The organism is uncultured Tateyamaria sp., assembly GCF_947496075.1.
GTDB lineage: Bacteria > Pseudomonadota > Alphaproteobacteria > Rhodobacterales > Rhodobacteraceae > Tateyamaria.
Genome location: NZ_CANMBJ010000002.1, coordinates 708,588 through 726,899 on the forward strand (window position 1 = coordinate 708,588; position 18,312 = coordinate 726,899).

Genomic DNA, 18,312 nt, shown 5'->3' on the forward strand with positions numbered 1-18,312 from the left:
AGGACAGCGGAGCGCCAAGGGGAAAGCCCGCTCTTGCGTTTGTTCAGGTTTTGTTCATATTCTCGATCTTATGCAAACCACACTTGATCCCGCCACGATGATGCTTGGCCAGTTGCTGGCCCGGGGTGTGTCGCGCCATCTGGCCAGCCTTGGTCTGGCGGCGGTGGAGGAGTTGGTGCCCGCACGTGGTTTGCGGGTCGATGTGATGGCGTTGGGGACGAAGGGCGAGATCTGGGTGATCGAATGCAAGTCCAGCCGCGCAGATTTCATGTCCGACCACAAGTGGGAAGGGTATCTGGAGTGGTGCGACCGTTTCTTTTGGGCCGTGGACGGGGATTTTCCCGTTGATCTGCTGCCGGAGGGGACCGGGTTGATGATTGCGGATGCCTATGATGCCGAGATCATTCGTATGGCCCCCGAGGACAAGCTGGCACCGGCGCGGCGCAAGGTGATGGTCCAGAAATTCGCCACCCATGCCGCGCGGCGGTTGCAGAGCTTGCGTGATCCTGGGGCTGGGCTGGGGTGGTCCTGACCGGGTCCTCTTGCTGCGGCTGCCTGTAGAGTTGCAGGTTTGCGCGGCGATTTGTTTCGCATGTTGACGGTCGCTGTGCGGTCTTTGTCTGGCTTTCACGAAATTTTGGGTGGCTGATCAATCAGCGCGTGTGTAAGTGTGCGCATGCTGGTCCTCTGCTTGAGCGGCCAAACGACTTCGCCACATCCTGTCTGACCCCGCTCTGCCAAGGGCCTATGTGATGAACGTGATCCATGTTCCCAAAGCGATGTACCTGGCTGCTTTTCCGCAGATGGCGGTGTCACTTGCCAGATGCGTTTTGCCCACTGTTTTGATTGCAGTTGTGGCCCTGTTTGGGATGGGTGACATGAGCAGTCGGGCGGATACGGCCGAGACTCGCAGGCTTATGCATCAGTTGCAAAAAACACGGTTGGACAACCTGATCCGGCACCAACCGGAACTGGCGGCGCTTTTGTCAGGTGTCGGATCGGGTGCCCTGAACGCCGATGTGACAGACGATCACGGTGTGTTGCATTTTTCCAGTGGTGTGGATGCGCCGCTTTGGGCGCGGGTGATCGGGCGGTGGGACGACAACGGTAAACGGAAGGTCAAATACGGATTTGGTGCGATGGGTCTGCATACCTATGTCACGCCGACGCTTGTTGTTGGCGGCATGATCGAGGCGGATTACCTGTCGCAGGCGGGTGCCCAGTCCGACAGGGCGGGCGGGGGCGTGATGGCCGGGTCCTATTTCCTGGCGCGCCACGCCAATCAGCCTTTGTTTGTCGAAGGGCGTCTTTTGCGGGGGCGGGCCTCTCATAGCATCCGCGGTTCCGGTGATGGCGCGCTGTGGCCGGACACGCGGCGCGGTCTGGCGCAACTGAAACTGACGGGTCAGCTGCGCTACGGCGTTACGACCCTGACCCCGAGTTTTCTGGCGTCATACGCCACGGATGATGTGTTGCCGCGCGGGAGCGATCCGCTTGGGGTGCAAGGCATTCAGCAGCGCCAGATGCAGTTGGGATTGGAGTTTCGCCACACGCTGCGTGAGGCGAACGGCGCCCCCATCATCCTGACAGGGGGCGGCGCATTCTCGCGGACATCGACCCGCCGCTTTGGGCATGATGCGTTGGCGTTGCCAGGCCAGCGCAGTGGTAGCGGTCGCGTGAGCTTGGGCATCAGATTTTCGACCCAGGCGGGCGGCTCGATTGCGATCGACAGCTTTTGGGGAGGTTTGGGGACGTATGCCCCGGAGAACTACGGCCTGAAGGCTGGCTACGACATTCGCTTCTGATCGATTGTCTGCGGTCGTCTGTGATCAGCGATTCTCGAAGGGTTTTGACGCGCTGAACGTCACCGTTGGATGAAAAGACTGGCACCCTGCGCCCACATGATGGCATCAAACGGCGCCGCGAAGGGCGGAGCACAACAAGCGCACCGTACGCGGCGTTAGCGTTTCATGGCCCCGGCAGCTTTGGCGGCCGCCTTGATCTCATCCGCGATTTCATCGGCCTCTTCGGGGTCGAAATCCATTGGAATTTCAACGCCTTTTGCCTCGACATAGATGCGCACCATGCCCGCGTCGGTCGGGCCGATCTGCAGGTTGGCTTCGATGTCGCTTTCTTTGTTGATGCCCATGGTCATCTCCGGCGGAAGTTGAAGCCGGGTGCTAGCCCGATCGGGATTGAAAGGCAAGAAGGCGTCCGCCATGGTCATGCCATGACAGATGTAGCCATACGCCCGTTTCGACCCGAAGACACCGATTGGTTGGTTGATCAGCACGACAGTCTTTATGCGCGCGAAGCCGGGTTCGATGACAGCTTTGGTCCGCTGGTTCGGTCCATCCTCGAGGCGTTCAATGCCGAGCATGATGCATCCTGTGAGCGTGGGTGGATTGCCGAGGCGGATGGGCGGCCTTTGGGGTCGATCTTTTGTGTGCGTCACAATGAAACGACGGCCAAGCTGCGCTTGTTCCTGCTGGTGCCCGAGGCACGGGGCAGGGGTGCGGGGCGGATGCTGTTGGATCAATGCATGTCGTTTGCGCGCGAAACCGGATATGCCGGGATGACCCTGTGGACCCATGAAAGCCACGCGGCGGCGTGTGCCCTGTATGCTCGTACGGGGTGGGATATGGTGGCATCGAAACCTGTCCATTCCTTTGGACAGGATTTGGTGGAACAGACGTGGGTTTATCGCTTTTGATGGTCTTGCAATCGGTCGGCGGCATAGGTATTTGACGCGCAGTGCCGCCGTAGCTCAGTTGGTTAGAGCGCCTGATTGTGGATCAGGAGGTCCCCCGTTCGAGCCGGGGCGGTGGTACCATCCGCACTTTCGAACGAAGTGAGAAAGTGACGGTGAGGTGAGAGTGTTTTCGAAGAAAACACGCGGCCTCACACGCCTGAACATCTAGGCGCTGCCATTCGCAATCCAATTGAGCGCCTTGCGGCGTGTTCCATGGTTTGCCTTGGCTTCCATTTCACCAAGACAAAACCTCAGTCCAGGGTGATGGTCTGGCGCAGGGTGCCGGTGACCTGATCGTAGATCAGGATTTCATCGTTTTCCGTTACGATCCCGAACCAATCCGATCCAACGGTAAAAGCCGTGGCCGTCGTGCCGTCAGGTAGCGTGACCTGATCGGGCAGGGGGAGCGGCGCGGGGTCGGCATTCAGCCGGATGACAAGCAGGGCGACCACCGTTACAACGCCCCCGATCATGATGATCGTCAACACCGTCACCAGCCGCCGCAGAAAGGTCAGGTTGGCCGGCATTTCTGGGGTGTCCATGTCGTCCACGTCCGTCTCCTTTGTCATTGCGGCTGATCCGCCCGCGCGTCTTGATAAGGCCATCGCCCGCGACGTGCCAGAGGGCGCGGCCCTGTCCCGCACGCGCTTGGCGCGGCTCTTGGCCGACGGGGCTGTGACCGTGGACGGGACAGTTGCGTCGGACCCCAAGGCCAAGGTGGCCGAGGGGGCTGTGGTCGAGGTGACCGTGGAAGCCGCTGAGGAGAGCCATATCGGGGCCGAGGATATCCCGCTGGACGTGGTGTTTGAAGATGATGACCTGATCGTCGTCAACAAGCCTGCGGGGATGGTCGTGCATCCGGCGCCGGGATCGCCCTCGGGGACTTTGGTCAATGCGCTCATGCACCATTGCGGCGATGATCTGTCTGGTGTTGGTGGCATGAAACGTCCGGGCATCGTGCACCGGATCGACAAGGACACGAGCGGGCTGCTTGTGGTCGCAAAGTCCGACGCGGCCCATCACGGGCTGGCTGCGCAATTCGCCAAGCACACGGTCGAGCGCTATTACCGTGCGCTTGTCTATGGCGTCCCTGACGGGAACGATCCGCGTCTGCGCGGTGTGAAGGGAGCGTCCTTTGAACCCGGCAACGTGTTGAAACTGACCACGCAGCTTGCGCGCCACAAGACCGACCGGCAGCGGCAGGCCGTATTGTTTCTGGGCGGGCGTCACGCTGTCACGCGGGCACGGTTGGTCGAGCGTTATGGCACGCCGCCCGTGTTGAGCCAGGTGGAGTGCTGGCTTGAGACGGGGCGCACGCACCAGATCCGCGTGCACATGGCCCATGCTGGCCACGGGCTGATTGGCGATCCGACCTATGGCGGCAAGCGCAAACTGGCCCGTGGGGCGCTGTCCGAAGCCGCTGCTGCGGCCGTTTCCGGTTTTGCGCGGCAGGCGTTGCATGCTGCGGTTTTGGGATTCGAGCATCCCGTGAGCGGTCAGATGTTACGGTTCGAAGCCCCGTTGCCGCGGGATTTTGCCGATTTGCTGGCCGTTTTGGAGGCTTGAGCGCCCAAAAACCGCTCGGTCCGACGGTCTTTACATAACCCTGTAATGAACAGCACATGCGCGTGACTGCACGGTTTGAGCCCTGCAAAACCGCCGTTCTGCATGCGATATTGGGTGCGCGACGACACCCGCCTCTTGTATGCGGTCGGTCGCCGTCCCATATGGAATGTTAAGCCCCTAAACATGAAACGGGGATACTGGAGGGACATTATGGCTAATTATGCAAATCTTCCCGCACCCACGCCGGAAGGCGGACTGAACCGCTATATGCAGGAAATCCGCAAATTTCCCCTGCTGGAGCCGGAAGAGGAATACATGCTGGCAAAAGCCTGGGTCGAAAAAGAAGACACAGGTGCCGCCCACAGGATGGTGACAAGTCACCTGCGGCTCGCGGCCAAGATCGCCATGGGCTATCGCGGCTATGGATTGCCGCAGGCCGAAGTGATTTCAGAGGCCAATGTGGGCCTGATGCAGGCCGTCAAACGCTTTGACCCGGAAAAGGGTTTCCGCCTCGCCACTTATGCGATGTGGTGGATCCGTGCGTCGATCCAGGAATATATCCTGCGGTCGTGGTCGCTGGTGAAGCTGGGCACGACATCCGCCCAGAAAAAGCTGTTCTTCAACCTGCGCAAGGCCAAGGCCAAGATTGGTGCATTGGAAGAGGGCGATCTGAGGCCTGAAAACGTCAAGCGTATTGCGACGGATCTGGGTGTCACCGAGGCCGAGGTCATTTCCATGAACCGGCGCCTGTCGGGCGGCGACGCGTCGCTGAACGCGACCGTCGGGTCCGAAGGCGAAGGCACCATGCAATGGCAGGACTGGCTTGAGGACGAAGATGCCGACCAGGCGGCTGACTACGAGGCCCGCGACGAGTTGGAAGTGCGCCGCGAGATGCTGGCCGAAGCACTGGACGTGCTGAACGAGCGCGAGAAGGACATCCTGACCCAGCGCCGCCTGGCAGATGCGCCTGTGACGCTTGAGGATCTGTCGGGTGAATATGGCGTGAGCCGTGAACGTATCCGTCAGATCGAGGTGCGCGCCTTTGAAAAGCTGCAAAAGAAGATGCGCGAGATCGCCAAGGCCAAGGGGCTTATGACCCCGGCCTGATCTCTGGCAAATACTTGATTGAGGCACCCCGCCGGGTTCGGCGGGGTGTTTTCGTTTCGGCCCCTTTTCTTGCCGCGCTTTGAGAACAGAGCAACTTGAGGTAGGCTTTGCCTATTGTTTGAGTTCATTCATCAAAGGGCGGGGTCGCCATGCTTATCTTGAAACGATGGAGCGTCATTACGATCATGGGCCTGATCGGGCTGGCGTTGTTGGGGTATCTGATCGGGTCGGATGCAGGAGAGGCCATTCTGCTATCAGAGACGCCGGACGGTATCGTGCCGCAAGGTCCCGACACTGGCGGAGACATTGCCGCTGCCGTCACGGCTGTTGCAGGCGCTGTCACAACGCTGGGTGCGGCCGTCTTTGGCCTGTTGGGCAAGTGGACCGATTATCGCAAAGCGCAGCTTGAGGTTGCGGCCAAGGAGCTGGAGCTGGAGCAGAAGCGCCAGGCAGCCAAGGCCGAATGATCTGGCGGCTGGCGGTTGGTCTGGCCCTTTTGGCCGCACCGCTTTGGGCGGAAACGGATGGTCTGGACGAGGCCACGATACGCCCGGACGACCGGTCCGTCACCGAGCGGTTGCTGGTGCGCGCCGGGTTCGGTGAGCTGCAGAAAAGCTATGCCCTGATTGTTGGTGTCAGCGATTTTGATGAATTCACCGACCTGCCAACCGCCAAGGACCCGTTGCGCATGCGGGACTACCTTGTCGACGAGGCGGGCTTTGACCACGTGCATATCCTGACCGGCGACAAGGTTACCAAGGACCGGTTAGAAGAGTTGATGCTGGATGATTTCCGCCAGCTTGTCGGGCCGAATGACCGGTTCCTGTTCTATTGGTCCGGACATGGAGAGACATTGGGTCAGGGGCCGGGTGCTCGCGGCTTTCTGCCCTTGAAAACCAGCCGCAAGGGCCGGTTTTCGACCATGGTGTCGATGGATGATATCGCCGATTGGGACAGCTACATCATCGCGCATCAGGTGCTGTACCTGATGGACAGCTGCTTTTCCGGTTTGGTGGGGTCGGCCCCGCAGTCCGATCTGGCGGATATCACCCGCGCCCAGTTGGGCGGACCCGCGCGCCACGTGATCACGGCCGGGCGTGCAGATGAGCAGACCATCGCGGTAGACCAGTTGGGCGGCTCTGTCTTTACCCATGCCCTTCTCAACGGGTTGCGCGGGGCGGCGGATGCGACAAACGCGCTGGGCAAGGATAATCTGGTCTCGGTCGGTGAGTTGAAATCCTATCTGGGTCAGGAGGTGACGCGTCTGCGCACCCGTTTTGGCTGGCAGCGGTCTATCACGCCGCAGATCCGGGATTTGACGGGATCAGATGGGGCATTCTTCTTTCCCGTTCCTGCCGCGTTCGCCCCCGAGGAGGATGATCCCGAGCCTGATCCACCCGTGTCGGATGGCGTTGCCGAGATGCAGCAGGCGCTGATCGATCTTGGTTATGACACTGGCGGCGTCACAGGCGTTTTGAACCTGAGGACGCAGGTGGCCTTGGTTCTGTTCCAGCGTGATCAGGGGCTGGAGGAAACCGGTCAGGCCGATGACGTCACGCGGCGCGCGATCATTGCCGCCCTTGCCGGGCTGGCGCAGCCGCAGGGTGATGGGGATGTGTCCGGGGAGGACGGCCTGCCCGAGACAGTGATGGCGATCGAGCGTACGGAGCGGGCTGCAATAGAGCCCGCGACACCAGCGCCCCTTCCGCCGCAGGATATACGTGTCCGACCTTGTGAGACGTGCCCGGAGTTGATCCGCGTGCCGGGCGGAACAATGGCTTATGGCCCGCGTCCTGTGGATGATCCGATCCCGTCGATCACTGAGGAGGTTGCGCCGTTCTTTATCTCGGCCACCGAGGTCACCATTGGCCAGTTCCGGGCCTATGCGGAGGACACGGGCGTTGCCTTTGTTGATGGCAAGACGTCCGAGGGGCCCAGTTGCTTTGACTGGCAGGAGGGCGACAAGCTGCGCAAGACTGCACAGGCCTTTAACCAGGGAAGTGACCTGAGCAGCGATCACCCGGTGTCCTGCGTCAGTCGCAGGGATGCGATGGGGTATGTTGATTGGTTGAACGAGCAGACCGATGGGCCGCGCTACCGCCTGCCGACCGAGGCTGAGTTCGAGCTGTTACTGGAACGCCAGTTGAAACATCGGATCGCTGAGGAAGGGTTCAACCGTGACCTCAACAACGATGCAGATGTGGTCTGTGCGCTGGGCAATTTCGGCGATGCCACGTCGCAATTCAGCTGGCGCAACCAGTCCTGCAATGACGGCAATCCGGGCGTGGCGCTGGTCGCGTCCTACCCGGCTGATGCCAATGGCCTGCACGATCTGGCGGGCAATTTGTGGGAATGGGTGGCGGATTGCTGGCGGGGCAACCTGTCTTTGCCACGTGCACTGGAGGGGTGCGAGAGCGGGACGCTCAAAGGTGGGTCGTTTGATGACCCGATCAAGAATGCCGCACCGGAGACACGGCAACCCGTGCCCGCAGACCGGCGCCAGACCAATATCGGGTTCCGCGTGGCGCGCGATCTGGAGTGATCAGTTCAAGCGTGCCTGCAGCACCCGCACCATGTTGCCGCCCATGACCTTGCCGATGGTTTCGGTGTCGAGCCCTGCCTCAAGCAGTGCATGTGTCAGGCTGGACAGTTTGGACGTGTCGAAGGCGGTCTTGACCGAGCCGTCGAAATCCGACCCGAGCGAGACGTGATCGGCACCCACGGTATCGACGGCCTTGGCGATCATGGCGGCAATTGCTTCGGGCGTGGCGTTGCGGCACAGGATGTCGCCCCAATAGCCGAGGCCGATCACGCCGCCGCTGGCGGCGACGGCCTTCATGATGTCATCCTCGAAATTTCGGGTGACGGGGCAGAAGCCGTGCAGGCCTGTGTGGCTGACAATCACGGGCATGTCGGTGAGGGCCAGCACATCTTGCGCCACCGCCGGGCTTGCATGGGCGAGGTCCAGTACCATGCCGCGTGCCTCGATTTCGGCCACGACGGCGCGCCCGAACTCTGTCAGGCCCATGTCGCGCGTGCCGTGCAGGGAGCCGCCCAGTTCATTGTCAAAGAAGTGTTGCAGCCCGATGATGCGGTGCCCGGCCTCTTCCAACCGGTCGAGATTGGCCATGTCCCCTTCGAGCGCGTGCGCTCCTTCGATGCCCAGCAAACCACCCACGGCGCGGCTGCCCGCAGCGCGGGCGGCGAGATGCGCGTCCAGTTCGTCCCGCGTGGTGATGACCGTCAGCCGGTCGGGCATCTTGGCGGCGACCTTGTGCAGACGCTCGGCCTGATAGATTGCGCGTTCGGCTAGCGACCCCCATGTGCGGGGCGGCCAGAGCTGGCCGATGGCGAGGGGCGTGATGTTGTCGAAGGCGTCGGCGGAGTTCGCCTCGTAATTCTGTCCTGCAGGGGATTTCGTGACGGCGGCAAAGACCTGTAGCGCCACGCCGCCTTCGATCAGGCGGGGCACATCGACATGGCCACGATCGGCCCGTTTTTCGATGCTGCGTTTCCAGAGCAGGCTGTCGGCGTGCCAATCGCCCACGATCAGGCTGTCATGCAGTGATTGTGCGGCGTCCGACACGGGGTAGGGATCATGCGCGACAATTGCATTTCGGCTGCGTTCGACATGTCCCGGCGCGATGGCCAGAAAGGCCGTAACGCCTGCAACCACCAGAACCAGAAGCCCGATCAGGCCCCGTTTGATCCAACGCATGACGTATCCTCCCTTGGCTGGATGGTATCATAGGACCGTGCATGTGGCGCGTGCCAGACTGACGGGGCGGCAGGCATCGCCTTGTGCCGGGATCATGGCGCGATATGGTAGCGCAAACGGTGTTGGATGCAGAGAGGGAGATGGCCATGAAAGATCCGATCAGGTGGGGTATTCTGGGGGCCAGCAACTTTGCTCTCAATGATATGGCCCCGGCCATTCACGCGGCCCAAGGGGCCGCATTGACGGCCCTGGCTACTTCATCACCTGCGAAGGCCGAGGGCTTTTCCGCCTTTTGTCCGGGCCTGCGGATCCATGACAGTTATGATGCATTGCTGGCCGATCCTGCGATTGACGCAGTGTACATCCCGCTGCCCAACCACTTGCATGTGGAATGGTCATTGAAAGCGCTGGAGGCTGGGAAACACGTCCTGTGTGAAAAGCCGATGGCGATGGCCGCCGCTGAGTATGAGGCGCTGATTGCGGCGCGGGAGGCGTCGGGCTGTTTTGCAACCGAGGCCTACATGATCGTGCATCACCCGCAGTGGCAGCGCGCACGCACCCTGTACGAAGAAGGGGCCATCGGGCAGCTGATCCATGTTGAGGGTCTGTTCGGCTATGACAATTCGAGCGAACCCGGCAATGTGCGCAACCGGCCTGAGACGGGCGGCGGCGGTATTCCGGACATCGGGGTTTATACCTATGGCTGCACCCGCTGGCTGACGGGTCAGGAACCGGACGAGATCACCCATGCCGATGTGGATTTCGAGAATGGCGTGGATGTGCTGGCCCGCGTGTCGGTCCGGTTCCCTGGCTTTTCTGCCCATTGGGTCAACTCGATGCGCATGCATCCCGTTCAGGAGATGACCTTTGTCGGCTCTGACGGTGTGATCAAGCTGACCGCGCCGTTCAACCCGGCGCGCTTTGCCACGGCGCGGCTTGAGCTACAGCGCAACGTACATGGCGGTGCGGGCGGTGCAACGGTGACCGAAGAACGGTTTCCCGGTGTGGACCACTATGTGCTGCAGGTCGAGGCGTTTTCGGCGCATGTTCGGGATGGTGCACCATACCCTTGGCACCTTGAAGATGCGCGTGGCACGCAGAAGGTCATTGACGCGGTGTTTTCCAAAGCCAAAACTACCAGTGGTTGATCGACCCTCTTTTGGGGATTCTTTTGGGTCGTAATATGGAGCGGGATCATGGCAGGGGGATGGGCCAAGGACGGCGCTGTGTCGGAACAGATCGAGGCCTCGATCTCGGACGAGCTTGCGCGGATGCAGGCCCGCAAAACCCCCGTTGGCGAAAGTCTGACCTATTGCGCCGAATGCGATGAACCAATCCCGGAAGCACGACGCATTGCCGTGCCCGGAGTCAAATTATGCGTGGAGTGTGTTGCTGAGCGGGATGCCATTCGTGTCCAGCGTGGCGGCATCAATCGGCGTGGGTCGAAGGACAGTCAATTAAAGTAAAACTTGTCTAATGCCATTGAGAAAAGAGGATTTTTAGTGCCGCGCGGCAGGCGGCAATCTGAAGTTTCAAACGATTAGAGAGTATGGTTCGCGTGTATATTCAACTCGATACTGCCCGAATTTTTTTTGATACTGTTGGCGCCCAGCTGGAGCTTAGCCCCGACATCATGCAAGAGCGGCCGACGCTGCTGGTGCTCCATGGGGGGCCAGGTTTCGACCACTCGACCTTGCGCCCTTATTTTGACCGTTTTGCCGATGATTTTCAGGTGATCTATCTGGATCATCGTGGCAGCGGGCGATCAACCGGTGATCCCGAGACATGGACGCTTGACCAATGGGCCGATGACATAGCCGCATTTTGTGATTTGGTGGGCATCAAGCGGCCGGTGGTCTTTGGACAGTCTTTTGGTGGCATGGTCGCGATGCACTATGGTGCGCGGCATCCCGATGGGCCGTCCAAGCTCATATTATCCTCCACCTGTGCGCAATTCCGTCTGGACGAGACCATGAATATGATGCGCAGACTGGGTGGCGATGCGGCCGCGGAGATGGCGAACGAGTTCTTTTCCAACCCGTCGCAGGAGCGTTTTGATCGCTATGCCCAGATATGCCTGCCGCTGTACAGCCAGACGGAAAACCCCGATGCTGCAGGCTTTCGCAAGCGGGCGATCCAGCGGCCCGAGGTTGCGGTCCATTTTTTTGGTCACGAAATGAAGGACATGGACATGCGCGGCGAGGTTTCCGGCATCACATGCCCGACCCTCGTCCTTGGCGGCGCGCTTGATCCCGTCACGCCGCCGGTCTGTTCGGAGGAGATTGCGCGGGCCGTGGGTGGCAATGCGACGCTCGAGATGTTCGAGGGGTGCGGACACGGGGTGCACCGCGATGAACCGGATAAGGCCGAGCGCGTGATGAGGGCGTTTCTGGTGGGCGGCTGAGGGCCGCCCGCCGGGACCCTGTCAGTCTTCCATCGCTTCGAGTTCGTCGATGAAGCCAGAGATCATGCTGAGCCCCTTGTCCCAGAATTTCGGGTCCGAGGCGTCGAGGCCGAAGGGGGCCAGCAGTTCCTTGTGGTGTTTGGAGCCGCCTGCTTTCAGCATGTCGAAATACTTGTCTTCAAACCCTTCGGTGCCTTCCGCGTAGACCGAGTAGAGCGCGTTCACCAAGCCGTCGCCGAAGGCGTAGGCGTAGACGTAGAAGGGCGAGTGCACGAAGTGGGGGATATAGGCCCAGAAGGTCTCGTACCCGTCCATGAATTCGAAGGCGGGTCCCAGGCTTTCGCCCTGCACGCTCATCCAGATGTCGTTGATGTCTTCGGGGGTCAGCTCGCCACCCCGGCGCGCTTCGTGCAGTTTGCATTCGAAGTCATAGAAGGCGATCTGGCGCACGACCGTGTTGATCATGTCCTCAACCTTGCCGGCCAGCATGACCTTGCGCTGGGCGTCGTCCTTTGCCCCGTCGAGCATTTTGCGGAAGGTCAGCATTTCGCCAAAGACGGAGGCGGTTTCGGCCAGCGTCAGGGGCGTTGAGGACAGCATCTCGCCCTGACCGGCGGCCAGTACCTGGTGGACGCCGTGGCCCAGTTCGTGCGCCAAGGTCATCACATCGCGCGGTTTGCCGAGGTAGTTCAGCATCACGTAGGGGTGCACGTCTGTCACCGTGGGGTGGGCGAAGGCTCCAGGGGCTTTGCCCGGCTTTACGCCTGCATCAATCCAGCCCTTCTTGAAGAACGGGTTTGCCAGCTCACCCATGCGCGGATCGAAGGCGTTGTAGGCGTCCATCACCGTCTTTTCCGCTTCGTCCCAGTTCACGATGCGGGGGTCTTCCATGGGCAGGGGCGCGTTGCGGTCCCAGACCTGCATTTTCTCGAGGCCGAGCCATTTGCGTTTCAGCTCGTAGTAGCGGTGGCTGAGTTTGGGATAGGCCGCGACGACGGCGTTGCGCAGCGCCTCGACCACTTCGGGTTCGACCTGGTTCGACAGGTGACGCCCGGTCTGGGCCGTGGGCATCCCGCGCCAGCGGTCGAGGATTTCCTTTTCCTTGGCCTGCGTGTTGTGCACGCGGGCGAAGGTCTTGATGTTGCCCGAGAACACTTCGGCCAGTTCGCGCGCCGCCGTTTCCCGTTTTTTGCGGTCGGGGTCGGTGAGGAAATTCAGCGTGCCCTCGATGTTCAGGGCTTCGCCGTCGATGTCGAAGGTCAGACCGGCAATGGTTTCGTCAAAGAGCCGCTCCCAAGCGTCGCCCACAACACCGAGATCGTGCAGGAATTTCTCCAACTCGTCGGACAGTTGGTAGGGTTTCATCGCTCGGATCTTCTCGAAGACCGGCTTGTAGCGAGCGAGGTCGGTGTTCTCGTCCAAGAGGCCGCTCAAGTGGTCATCTTCCAGCCGGTTGAGTTCCAGTGTGAAGAACACAAGCGGGGTGGTGAAGTTGGTGATCTTCTCCTGCATGTCCGACATGAATTTGGCCCGGTCTGCGTCGGTGGTCAGTTGGTAATAGCGCAGGCCCGCATAGGACATGATGCGACCGGCAACCTGATTGATCCGCTCTTGGCGCTGGATGCACTCCAACAGTCCTTTGGCGTCCAACTGGTCGAGCTTATTTTCGTAGTCGGCGGCAAAGCTCTTGCATGCGTCCTCCAGCCAGTCGAGGTCGCGTTTGAGTTCGGCGGCATTTTCGCCCGTGTAAAGGTCATCGAGGTTCCATTCGGGCAAGTTGCCCAAGGGCTGATCCCCGGCAGAGGCGTTTGCGTCGCGGACGGGGAAGGGGAGTTGGAACATGTGTCGGCACCTTTGGTTACGTGTTGCGCCCATAGGTATGGGGCGTCGTCGGGAGGAGCAAGGGGTTCGCCGCGCCTTGTGCGCGGCGACCGGCTGGGGCTCTGCCCCAGACCCCGAGGTATTTTTGGCCAGAAGAAAGGCTAAGGGGTGAAGAGGCGGTTGGGCGTGTCGAGGAAGATCTTTTGTCGTTCTTCTTCAGTTGTGATGGATGACAGGTTGTCGGCCAGTGTGGCGGCGTGGGGCATCTGCGCGCCGTTCAGCATGATGTGGGGCCAGTCGGAGCCCCAGAGGCAGGCATCTGGGTTGGCGTCAATCAGGCGGCGCATCAGAGGGTGGGTTTGGATGATGTCGTCCGTCAGCCGGTAGGGAGCGGAGAGTTTGACGAAGGCGTGACCCTCGGCCAGCAGGGCACAGAGGGTGTCGATGGCTGTTGTGTTCGGGTTGAGGTTGGTGGGCCAGCCGCAATGGTCGATGACCAGTGGGACGGGCAGGGCGCAGATGTCGTCGGCCAGCTCCTCGATATGCTGGTCGGCGTGCAGCAGCATCTGGATGTGCATCCCGTGATCGGCCAGCGTGGACGCCATGGCCTTGGCTCCGTCCCATGTGAGCACGCCGCCGTGGACGTAGTTCAGGCGGACGGCGACGATTTTGTTGTCTGCAAACTGCCTGATGTCGCGTGTCGGTGCGCCATCCGGCAGAAGGCCCACGCCTTTGAAGCCCTGGCCCATGGCGCGCACCGCTTCGAGCGTCACGGTGTTGTCGGTGCCGTAGAGGATGGAGTGCACGATAAGGCTGTTTGAGCAGCCAAGCGCGTCCAGGTGGGCGCGGTAGCGGGTGAGCCAGCCATCGAAGCCGATGCCTTTGGCCGGGTTTTCTGCGCGGGTGGGCGAGAGGGGGTGTTCGGGGCCGCCCAGCAGGTGCACATGGGCGTCCCATGCGCCTGTGGGCAGTGCCGTTTCGGGGGTTGTTGGTGCAGGCGGCGGCAGGGCGCTATCCATAAATTGCAAGCATCTCGTTCAGGTCGTCGAGGCTGTTGGCCTCTTGCACGGGTTTGTCGTGCCGCCACCGTGACATGCGGGGAAAGCGCAGCGCCACCCCTGATTTATGGCGGGAAGAGGCCTGGATGCCCTCGAACGCGATTTCGAACACGTGATGGGGCGTGACTTGGCGGACAGGGCCGAAGCGTTGTTGGGTGTTCTTTTTGACCCATGCGGTGATCTTGCGGAACTCTTCGTCAGTGAGGCCCGAATAGGCCTTGGTGAAGGGGACGAGGTCATTGCCGTTCCAGACGGCGAAGGTGAAGTCAGTGAACAGGTTTGCGCGCCGCCCGTGGCCCGATTGGGCATAGATCATCACGGCGTCGATGGTGAGCGGGTCGAGCTTCCATTTCCACCAATCGCCTTTTTTGCGGCCTGTGAGGTACGGGCTGTCGCTGCGTTTCAGCATCAGCCCCTCGGCCTGCGCATCGCGGGCGGCGGTGCGGGTTTGGGCGAGCGTGTCCCAACTGTCGAACGGCACGGTGGGAGAGAGCCTGACCGGCGCGTCATCGGGCAGTGAGGCGCACAGGGTTTCGAGGGTTGCGCGGCGGTCCTGAAGTGGTGTTTGCCGCAGGTCCGCGCCGCCCCATTCGAGTAGATCGTAGGCATAGAGGATCACCGGCGCTTCGCTCAGCAGCTTCTTGGGCACCGTCTTGCGCCCGATGCGCTTTTGCAGAGCGTTGAAGTTTTGTGGGGCGCCGTCGCCCCATGCCAGCAATTCACCATCGAGTACCGTGCCGTCGGGGATAAAGTCGCGGGCGCGGGAGAGTTCGGGGAAACGGTCGGTCATCAGCTCTTCGCCACGGGACCAGACGAAATGTTTGCCGTCGCGCAGGATGAGTTGGCCGCGGATGCCGTCCCACTTCCATTCCGCCTGCCAATCCTTTGGTTCGCCCAGGTTTTCCGGTTCATCTTCCAGCGCGTAGGCGAGGTAGAACGGGTACGGGCGCGAGGCATTGGCGGCGGGGTCATCTTCGAGGATCAGGCGTGCCCATGTGGTTGTGGCCGGGTCCCAATCGCCCATCAGACGATGGGCCATCTCGGCCTCGTCCTTGTCCGTGGCGCTGGCCAATGCGCGGGTCATCAGTTTTTGGCTGACACCGATCCGGAAGCCGCCGGTGAGCAGTTTGTTGAAGAGGAAGCGTTGAGTGGGATCGAGAGAAGCCCAGGCGTCGAGAACGAAGGCCTTGCGGCCTGGCTCTTCGACTTGAGAGAGGTCGCGCAACGCATTGATCCAATGCGTCAATCCGTGATCCGTTTCAGTGTCGGGCGGGGGCAGGACCAGTGCGATGGTTTCCGCCAGATCACCGACAATGGGATAAGCCTCTTCAAACAGCCACAGCGGGATGCCCGCCACCTCGGCCCCCCATTCGCGCAGGCGCGTGGTGTTGACCGCGCGCTTGGGGCGTCGGCCCGAGAAGATGGCGATGGTCCAGATACGGTCTTCTTCGGGGGCCTCTTGGAAATACTCTGCGAGGGCTGCGACCTTGACCGTGGTTTTTGTGGATTGGTCGATGGCGTTGAACAGCGCGGCAAAGCGTTTCATGCTGCTTCGTCCTCGGCATCCTCGCCGCCGAACTCGGTTTGCAGCACTTGCGCATTCCAACCCTGATCATTCAGATATCGCGTGAATATTTCCGTGTAACCATGTGTGACGTATATGTTTTCAGCGCCGGTGCCCGTGATGGCGGACAGCAGGTCGGACCAGTCTGCGTGATCCGAGATGACAAAGCCGCGGTCGCCTGCGCGCCGACGACGGATGCCGCGTAGAGCCATCCACCCGGAGGCGAAGGCGTTTTCCTGTGCTCCGAATTTGCGCGCCCACGCGGACCCGAGCGCCGAGGGCGGTGCCAGAACAATTGCGCCCCGATGATCCTTGGGGTTCAGGTCGGGCCCGGCTTGCACAGTGTCTGGCAAGGCGATCCCCTGTGTCCGCATGACCGCATTGGTGTTCTCGATGGCCGTGTGCGTCAGGATCGGGCCGATGTCGGGGTTCAGCATGGACATGAGCCGTTGCGCCTTGCCCAACGCATAACAGCCGAGAAAGGCGGTTTTGCCTGCTGCGGCGCACCCCGCCCACCAATCGTTGATTTGCGCAGCGATGACGGCCTGATCCTGCCAGCGGAAGACGGGCAGGCCGAACGTGCTTTCGGTGATGAAGTGGTGACATTTGACCGGTTCGAACGGGGTCGAGAGGCCGTCATCCACCATCTTGTAGTCGCCTGAAGCGACCCACACTTCGCCCTCCACTTCGACTCGGATCTGGGCTGAGCCGGGCACGTGTCCAGCCGGGTGAAACGACACGGTTGCGCCGCCGATCTGTAACCGCTCGCCATAACCAATTGTGTCTATGGACACATCGCCGAGGCGGTGGCGCATTACTGGCGCGGCAATATCAGTGGCCAGATACGATTCCATCCCCCAGCGCGCATGGTCTGCGTGGCCGTGGGTGATCAGCGCCCGGCTCACCGGTTTCCACGGGTCGATGTAAAAATCACCTGCGGGGCAGTAGATGCCTGCGGGGGTAAAGGTCAGTGCGCCGCTCATGTGAGCGAACCTAGCATGTCTGGAGGGTCAGACCAGCCTCAGGCTGCGTCGGCGAAACGGGCGGTCATGGTGTCAAAGATGCCCGTGCGGGCCTTGGCAGCTTCCATAAGCACTTCGTGCTCACCGCCGTGGATCAAGTGCAGGTTGCCGTCTTCCCAACTGTCCATGCGGTTGTGGATGCGCCCCACATGGACAATGCGCTCGTTTGTTCCAAGGAAGGTGTCGCAAGGCAGTTTCGGGGCCGCCATGCGCGACAAGGCCAATGTTTCATCCAGTGCCTCGCGCAACCACACGAAACTGGGGCCGCCGAGGGCGAGGTCAGGATGTGCGTGCAACTGGTCGCGCATCATGTCGAACATCTCGAGATCGGTGGTGAGCAGGTTGTCTTCGAACGGTGCCGTCAGAACATAGGAATCGATGACGGTGCCCGGCGGCAGGCGGTGGCCCTGTCCGATGGCAGGCATCATGCGGCCCAAGGCCCAGGCGACCGGGCGCAGGTGGGCCGAGATGCGGATGCCCCACATCGGGCCCGTAAAGGCGGCAGCACTGACAGGCAGCCCTTCGTAGAGCGAGCGCAGGCCGATACAGCCGCCCATCGAATGCCCCAGCAGGAAAAATGGCTCTGGCAGGCCCAGTTCCCGGGCTGCAGTGACCATCGCGGTCACATCATGCTGATAGTCGGAAAACGCAAGAACGTGGCCCATCCGGGCATCGTCCAACATCCGGTCGGCCAGACCCTGACCACGCCAATCGATGCTGATTGTCGCGAAGCCGCGCTCGGCAAGCTCACCTGCCGACGGCGCGTATTTCTCTATGTACTCGGTGCGGCCGGGAAACAGCAGGACTGTCCCCTTGGCCGCGTCAGGCCGCCAAACTCCCAACCGAATGCGCACACCGTCCTCTGCGGTCACCCAGTAGGCGGTGCCGTCCAGCGGTGCAGGATGCACATCGGTGAAAAGGGGGGCAGCCGACAGGGTCATCAGGCCAGCACGGACGCCAGTTTCATGGCCATGCCCATGTCGCCATCGACCTTGAGCTTGCCCGTCATGAAGGCAGATGTCGGGTTCGTGTCGCCCTCGAGGATGGAGCGGAACGTGTCTGCGTCTGCCGACAGGGTCACGTCGGCCTCTTCATCGGCGGCACGTGCGCCATTTTCGTCCATCATGATGGCGCCTTCGCCTTCGATGTCGAATTTCGCGGTGCCGGTGAAATCTGCGCCAGCCAGCTTTTCGTTCAGGACGGCCACGGCCTCGGTCACTGTGTCACTCATCTTTGATGCCCTTTTTGGTCTGTGGACGGGTGCGGTCTCTGGAATTTGCGGCCCGGCCTGTTACATTCA

General features: G+C 61.3%; 19 protein-coding genes and 1 tRNA gene. 11 read left to right on the forward strand and 9 right to left on the reverse strand.

Translation table 11 applies throughout. The features are described 5' to 3' along the window. Positions 1 to 70 precede the first annotated feature (70 nt). Both Q1A51_RS07465 and Q1A51_RS07470 read left to right on the forward strand, forming a co-directional pair. Positions 71 to 532: an MmcB family DNA repair protein gene (locus Q1A51_RS07465; RefSeq protein ID WP_299598015.1), complete on the forward strand. Its 462-nt coding sequence runs from the start codon at positions 71 to 73 to the stop codon at positions 530 to 532. A 220-nt stretch (positions 533 to 752) separates the two neighbouring features. Further along, positions 753 to 1,805, forward strand: coding sequence for a hypothetical protein (locus tag Q1A51_RS07470; RefSeq protein WP_299598012.1), 1,053 nt, complete (start codon positions 753 to 755; stop codon positions 1,803 to 1,805). A gap of 155 nt (positions 1,806 to 1,960) precedes the next feature. Here the strand turns inward: Q1A51_RS07470 and Q1A51_RS07475 are convergent, their stop codons facing one another. Continuing rightward, positions 1,961 to 2,149, reverse strand: a complete 189-nt coding sequence (locus Q1A51_RS07475) for a DUF6324 family protein (protein ID WP_299201024.1) — start codon at positions 2,147 to 2,149, stop codon at positions 1,961 to 1,963. Between the two features lie 81 nt (positions 2,150 to 2,230). Here Q1A51_RS07475 and Q1A51_RS07480 point away from each other — a divergent pair, with 81 nt between their 5' ends. Further along, on the forward strand, positions 2,231 to 2,713 hold the full coding sequence (locus Q1A51_RS07480) for a GNAT family N-acetyltransferase (RefSeq protein WP_299598008.1): 483 nt from the start codon (positions 2,231 to 2,233) through the stop codon (positions 2,711 to 2,713). A gap of 43 nt (positions 2,714 to 2,756) precedes the next feature. Continuing rightward, positions 2,757 to 2,833, forward strand: a tRNA-His gene (locus tag Q1A51_RS07485). Positions 2,834 to 3,003: 170 nt separating this feature from the next. On the opposite strand, the gene Q1A51_RS07490 is transcribed toward Q1A51_RS07485, so the two are convergent. After that, entirely contained in the window at positions 3,004 to 3,294 is a 291-nt protein-coding gene (locus tag Q1A51_RS07490; RefSeq protein ID WP_299598006.1) for a DUF6476 family protein, read from the reverse strand. Between Q1A51_RS07490 and Q1A51_RS07495 the strand changes: the two genes are divergently transcribed. The 4 genes from Q1A51_RS07495 to Q1A51_RS07510 all read left to right on the forward strand — a co-directional run bounded on the left by Q1A51_RS07495 (position 3,293) and on the right by Q1A51_RS07510 (position 7,967). After that, the gene (locus tag Q1A51_RS07495; RefSeq protein ID WP_299598003.1) at positions 3,293 to 4,318 is read left to right on the forward strand and encodes an RluA family pseudouridine synthase; all 1,026 of its coding nucleotides are present in this window, start codon (positions 3,293 to 3,295) and stop codon (positions 4,316 to 4,318) included. The genes Q1A51_RS07490 and Q1A51_RS07495 overlap by 2 nt on opposite strands. Before the next feature lie 210 nt (positions 4,319 to 4,528). Continuing rightward, positions 4,529 to 5,425, forward strand: a complete 897-nt coding sequence (rpoH, locus tag Q1A51_RS07500; RefSeq protein WP_299598000.1) for an RNA polymerase sigma factor RpoH — start codon at positions 4,529 to 4,531, stop codon at positions 5,423 to 5,425. Positions 5,426 to 5,574: 149 nt separating this feature from the next. Then, positions 5,575 to 5,892 carry a hypothetical protein gene (locus Q1A51_RS07505; RefSeq protein WP_299597997.1) on the forward strand — a complete coding sequence of 106 codons (318 nt, stop codon included), beginning with the start codon at positions 5,575 to 5,577 and terminating at the stop codon, positions 5,890 to 5,892. Continuing rightward, positions 5,889 to 7,967, forward strand: coding sequence for an SUMF1/EgtB/PvdO family nonheme iron enzyme (locus Q1A51_RS07510; protein WP_299597994.1), 2,079 nt, complete (start codon positions 5,889 to 5,891; stop codon positions 7,965 to 7,967). Before Q1A51_RS07505 ends, Q1A51_RS07510 begins: the two co-directional genes overlap by 4 nt. On the opposite strand, the gene Q1A51_RS07515 is transcribed toward Q1A51_RS07510, so the two are convergent. Then, a complete protein-coding gene (locus Q1A51_RS07515) occupies positions 7,968 to 9,143 on the reverse strand; it encodes a membrane dipeptidase (protein WP_299597990.1) in 1,176 nt (391 codons plus the stop codon). Between the two features lie 146 nt (positions 9,144 to 9,289). Between Q1A51_RS07515 and Q1A51_RS07520 the strand changes: the two genes are divergently transcribed. The 3 genes from Q1A51_RS07520 to Q1A51_RS07530 all read left to right on the forward strand — a co-directional run bounded on the left by Q1A51_RS07520 (position 9,290) and on the right by Q1A51_RS07530 (position 11,547). Then, the gene (locus Q1A51_RS07520) at positions 9,290 to 10,291 is read left to right on the forward strand and encodes a Gfo/Idh/MocA family oxidoreductase (RefSeq protein ID WP_299597987.1); all 1,002 of its coding nucleotides are present in this window, start codon (positions 9,290 to 9,292) and stop codon (positions 10,289 to 10,291) included. Positions 10,292 to 10,339: 48 nt separating this feature from the next. Next, positions 10,340 to 10,609, forward strand: a complete 270-nt coding sequence (locus Q1A51_RS07525; RefSeq protein ID WP_299597983.1) for a DksA/TraR family C4-type zinc finger protein — start codon at positions 10,340 to 10,342, stop codon at positions 10,607 to 10,609. Between the two features lie 167 nt (positions 10,610 to 10,776). Beyond that, a complete protein-coding gene (locus tag Q1A51_RS07530; RefSeq protein WP_299597980.1) occupies positions 10,777 to 11,547 on the forward strand; it encodes an alpha/beta hydrolase in 771 nt (256 codons plus the stop codon). Between the two features lie 21 nt (positions 11,548 to 11,568). Here the strand turns inward: Q1A51_RS07530 and Q1A51_RS07535 are convergent, their stop codons facing one another. The 6 genes from Q1A51_RS07535 to Q1A51_RS07560 form a co-directional block, all read right to left on the reverse strand. Then, a complete protein-coding gene (locus Q1A51_RS07535; protein WP_299597977.1) occupies positions 11,569 to 13,389 on the reverse strand; it encodes a M3 family oligoendopeptidase in 1,821 nt (606 codons plus the stop codon). A 140-nt stretch (positions 13,390 to 13,529) separates the two neighbouring features. Then, entirely contained in the window at positions 13,530 to 14,387 is an 858-nt protein-coding gene (locus Q1A51_RS07540; RefSeq protein ID WP_299597974.1) for an amidohydrolase family protein, read from the reverse strand. Then, positions 14,380 to 15,972 (reverse strand): ATP-dependent DNA ligase, encoded by a 1,593-nt coding sequence (locus Q1A51_RS07545; RefSeq protein ID WP_299597971.1) that lies wholly within the window; start codon positions 15,970 to 15,972, stop codon positions 14,380 to 14,382. The genes Q1A51_RS07540 and Q1A51_RS07545 overlap by 8 nt, the downstream gene beginning before the upstream one ends. Beyond that, the gene (locus tag Q1A51_RS07550; RefSeq protein WP_299597968.1) at positions 15,969 to 16,973 is read right to left on the reverse strand and encodes a ligase-associated DNA damage response exonuclease; all 1,005 of its coding nucleotides are present in this window, start codon (positions 16,971 to 16,973) and stop codon (positions 15,969 to 15,971) included. Before Q1A51_RS07550 ends, Q1A51_RS07545 begins: the two co-directional genes overlap by 4 nt. A gap of 38 nt (positions 16,974 to 17,011) precedes the next feature. Further along, positions 17,012 to 17,953, reverse strand: a complete 942-nt coding sequence (locus Q1A51_RS07555; protein WP_299597965.1) for an alpha/beta hydrolase — start codon at positions 17,951 to 17,953, stop codon at positions 17,012 to 17,014. Further along, a complete protein-coding gene (locus Q1A51_RS07560) occupies positions 17,953 to 18,243 on the reverse strand; it encodes an SCP2 sterol-binding domain-containing protein (protein ID WP_299200962.1) in 291 nt (96 codons plus the stop codon). The genes Q1A51_RS07555 and Q1A51_RS07560 overlap by 1 nt, the downstream gene beginning before the upstream one ends. Between the last annotated feature and the right edge of the window lie 69 nt (positions 18,244 to 18,312).

Coding starts and splice junctions, on each gene's coding strand:
- Q1A51_RS07465 (WP_299598015.1), top strand. CDS start 71: ATGCAAACCACACTTGATCCCGCCACGATGATGCTTGGCCAGTTGCTG.
- Q1A51_RS07470 (WP_299598012.1), top strand. CDS start 753: ATGAACGTGATCCATGTTCCCAAAGCGATGTACCTGGCTGCTTTTCCG.
- Q1A51_RS07475 (WP_299201024.1), bottom strand. CDS start 2,149: ATGGGCATCAACAAAGAAAGCGACATCGAAGCCAACCTGCAGATCGGC.
- Q1A51_RS07480 (WP_299598008.1), top strand. CDS start 2,231: ATGACAGATGTAGCCATACGCCCGTTTCGACCCGAAGACACCGATTGG.
- Q1A51_RS07495 (WP_299598003.1), top strand. CDS start 3,293: ATGTCGTCCACGTCCGTCTCCTTTGTCATTGCGGCTGATCCGCCCGCG.
- Q1A51_RS07490 (WP_299598006.1), bottom strand. CDS start 3,294: ATGGACACCCCAGAAATGCCGGCCAACCTGACCTTTCTGCGGCGGCTG.
- rpoH (WP_299598000.1), top strand. CDS start 4,529: ATGGCTAATTATGCAAATCTTCCCGCACCCACGCCGGAAGGCGGACTG.
- Q1A51_RS07505 (WP_299597997.1), top strand. CDS start 5,575: ATGCTTATCTTGAAACGATGGAGCGTCATTACGATCATGGGCCTGATC.
- Q1A51_RS07510 (WP_299597994.1), top strand. CDS start 5,889: ATGATCTGGCGGCTGGCGGTTGGTCTGGCCCTTTTGGCCGCACCGCTT.
- Q1A51_RS07515 (WP_299597990.1), bottom strand. CDS start 9,143: ATGCGTTGGATCAAACGGGGCCTGATCGGGCTTCTGGTTCTGGTGGTT.
- Q1A51_RS07520 (WP_299597987.1), top strand. CDS start 9,290: ATGAAAGATCCGATCAGGTGGGGTATTCTGGGGGCCAGCAACTTTGCT.
- Q1A51_RS07525 (WP_299597983.1), top strand. CDS start 10,340: ATGGCAGGGGGATGGGCCAAGGACGGCGCTGTGTCGGAACAGATCGAG.
- Q1A51_RS07530 (WP_299597980.1), top strand. CDS start 10,777: ATGCAAGAGCGGCCGACGCTGCTGGTGCTCCATGGGGGGCCAGGTTTC.
- Q1A51_RS07535 (WP_299597977.1), bottom strand. CDS start 13,389: ATGTTCCAACTCCCCTTCCCCGTCCGCGACGCAAACGCCTCTGCCGGG.
- Q1A51_RS07540 (WP_299597974.1), bottom strand. CDS start 14,387: ATGGATAGCGCCCTGCCGCCGCCTGCACCAACAACCCCCGAAACGGCA.
- Q1A51_RS07545 (WP_299597971.1), bottom strand. CDS start 15,972: ATGAAACGCTTTGCCGCGCTGTTCAACGCCATCGACCAATCCACAAAA.
- Q1A51_RS07550 (WP_299597968.1), bottom strand. CDS start 16,973: ATGAGCGGCGCACTGACCTTTACCCCCGCAGGCATCTACTGCCCCGCA.
- Q1A51_RS07555 (WP_299597965.1), bottom strand. CDS start 17,953: ATGACCCTGTCGGCTGCCCCCCTTTTCACCGATGTGCATCCTGCACCG.
- Q1A51_RS07560 (WP_299200962.1), bottom strand. CDS start 18,243: ATGAGTGACACAGTGACCGAGGCCGTGGCCGTCCTGAACGAAAAGCTG.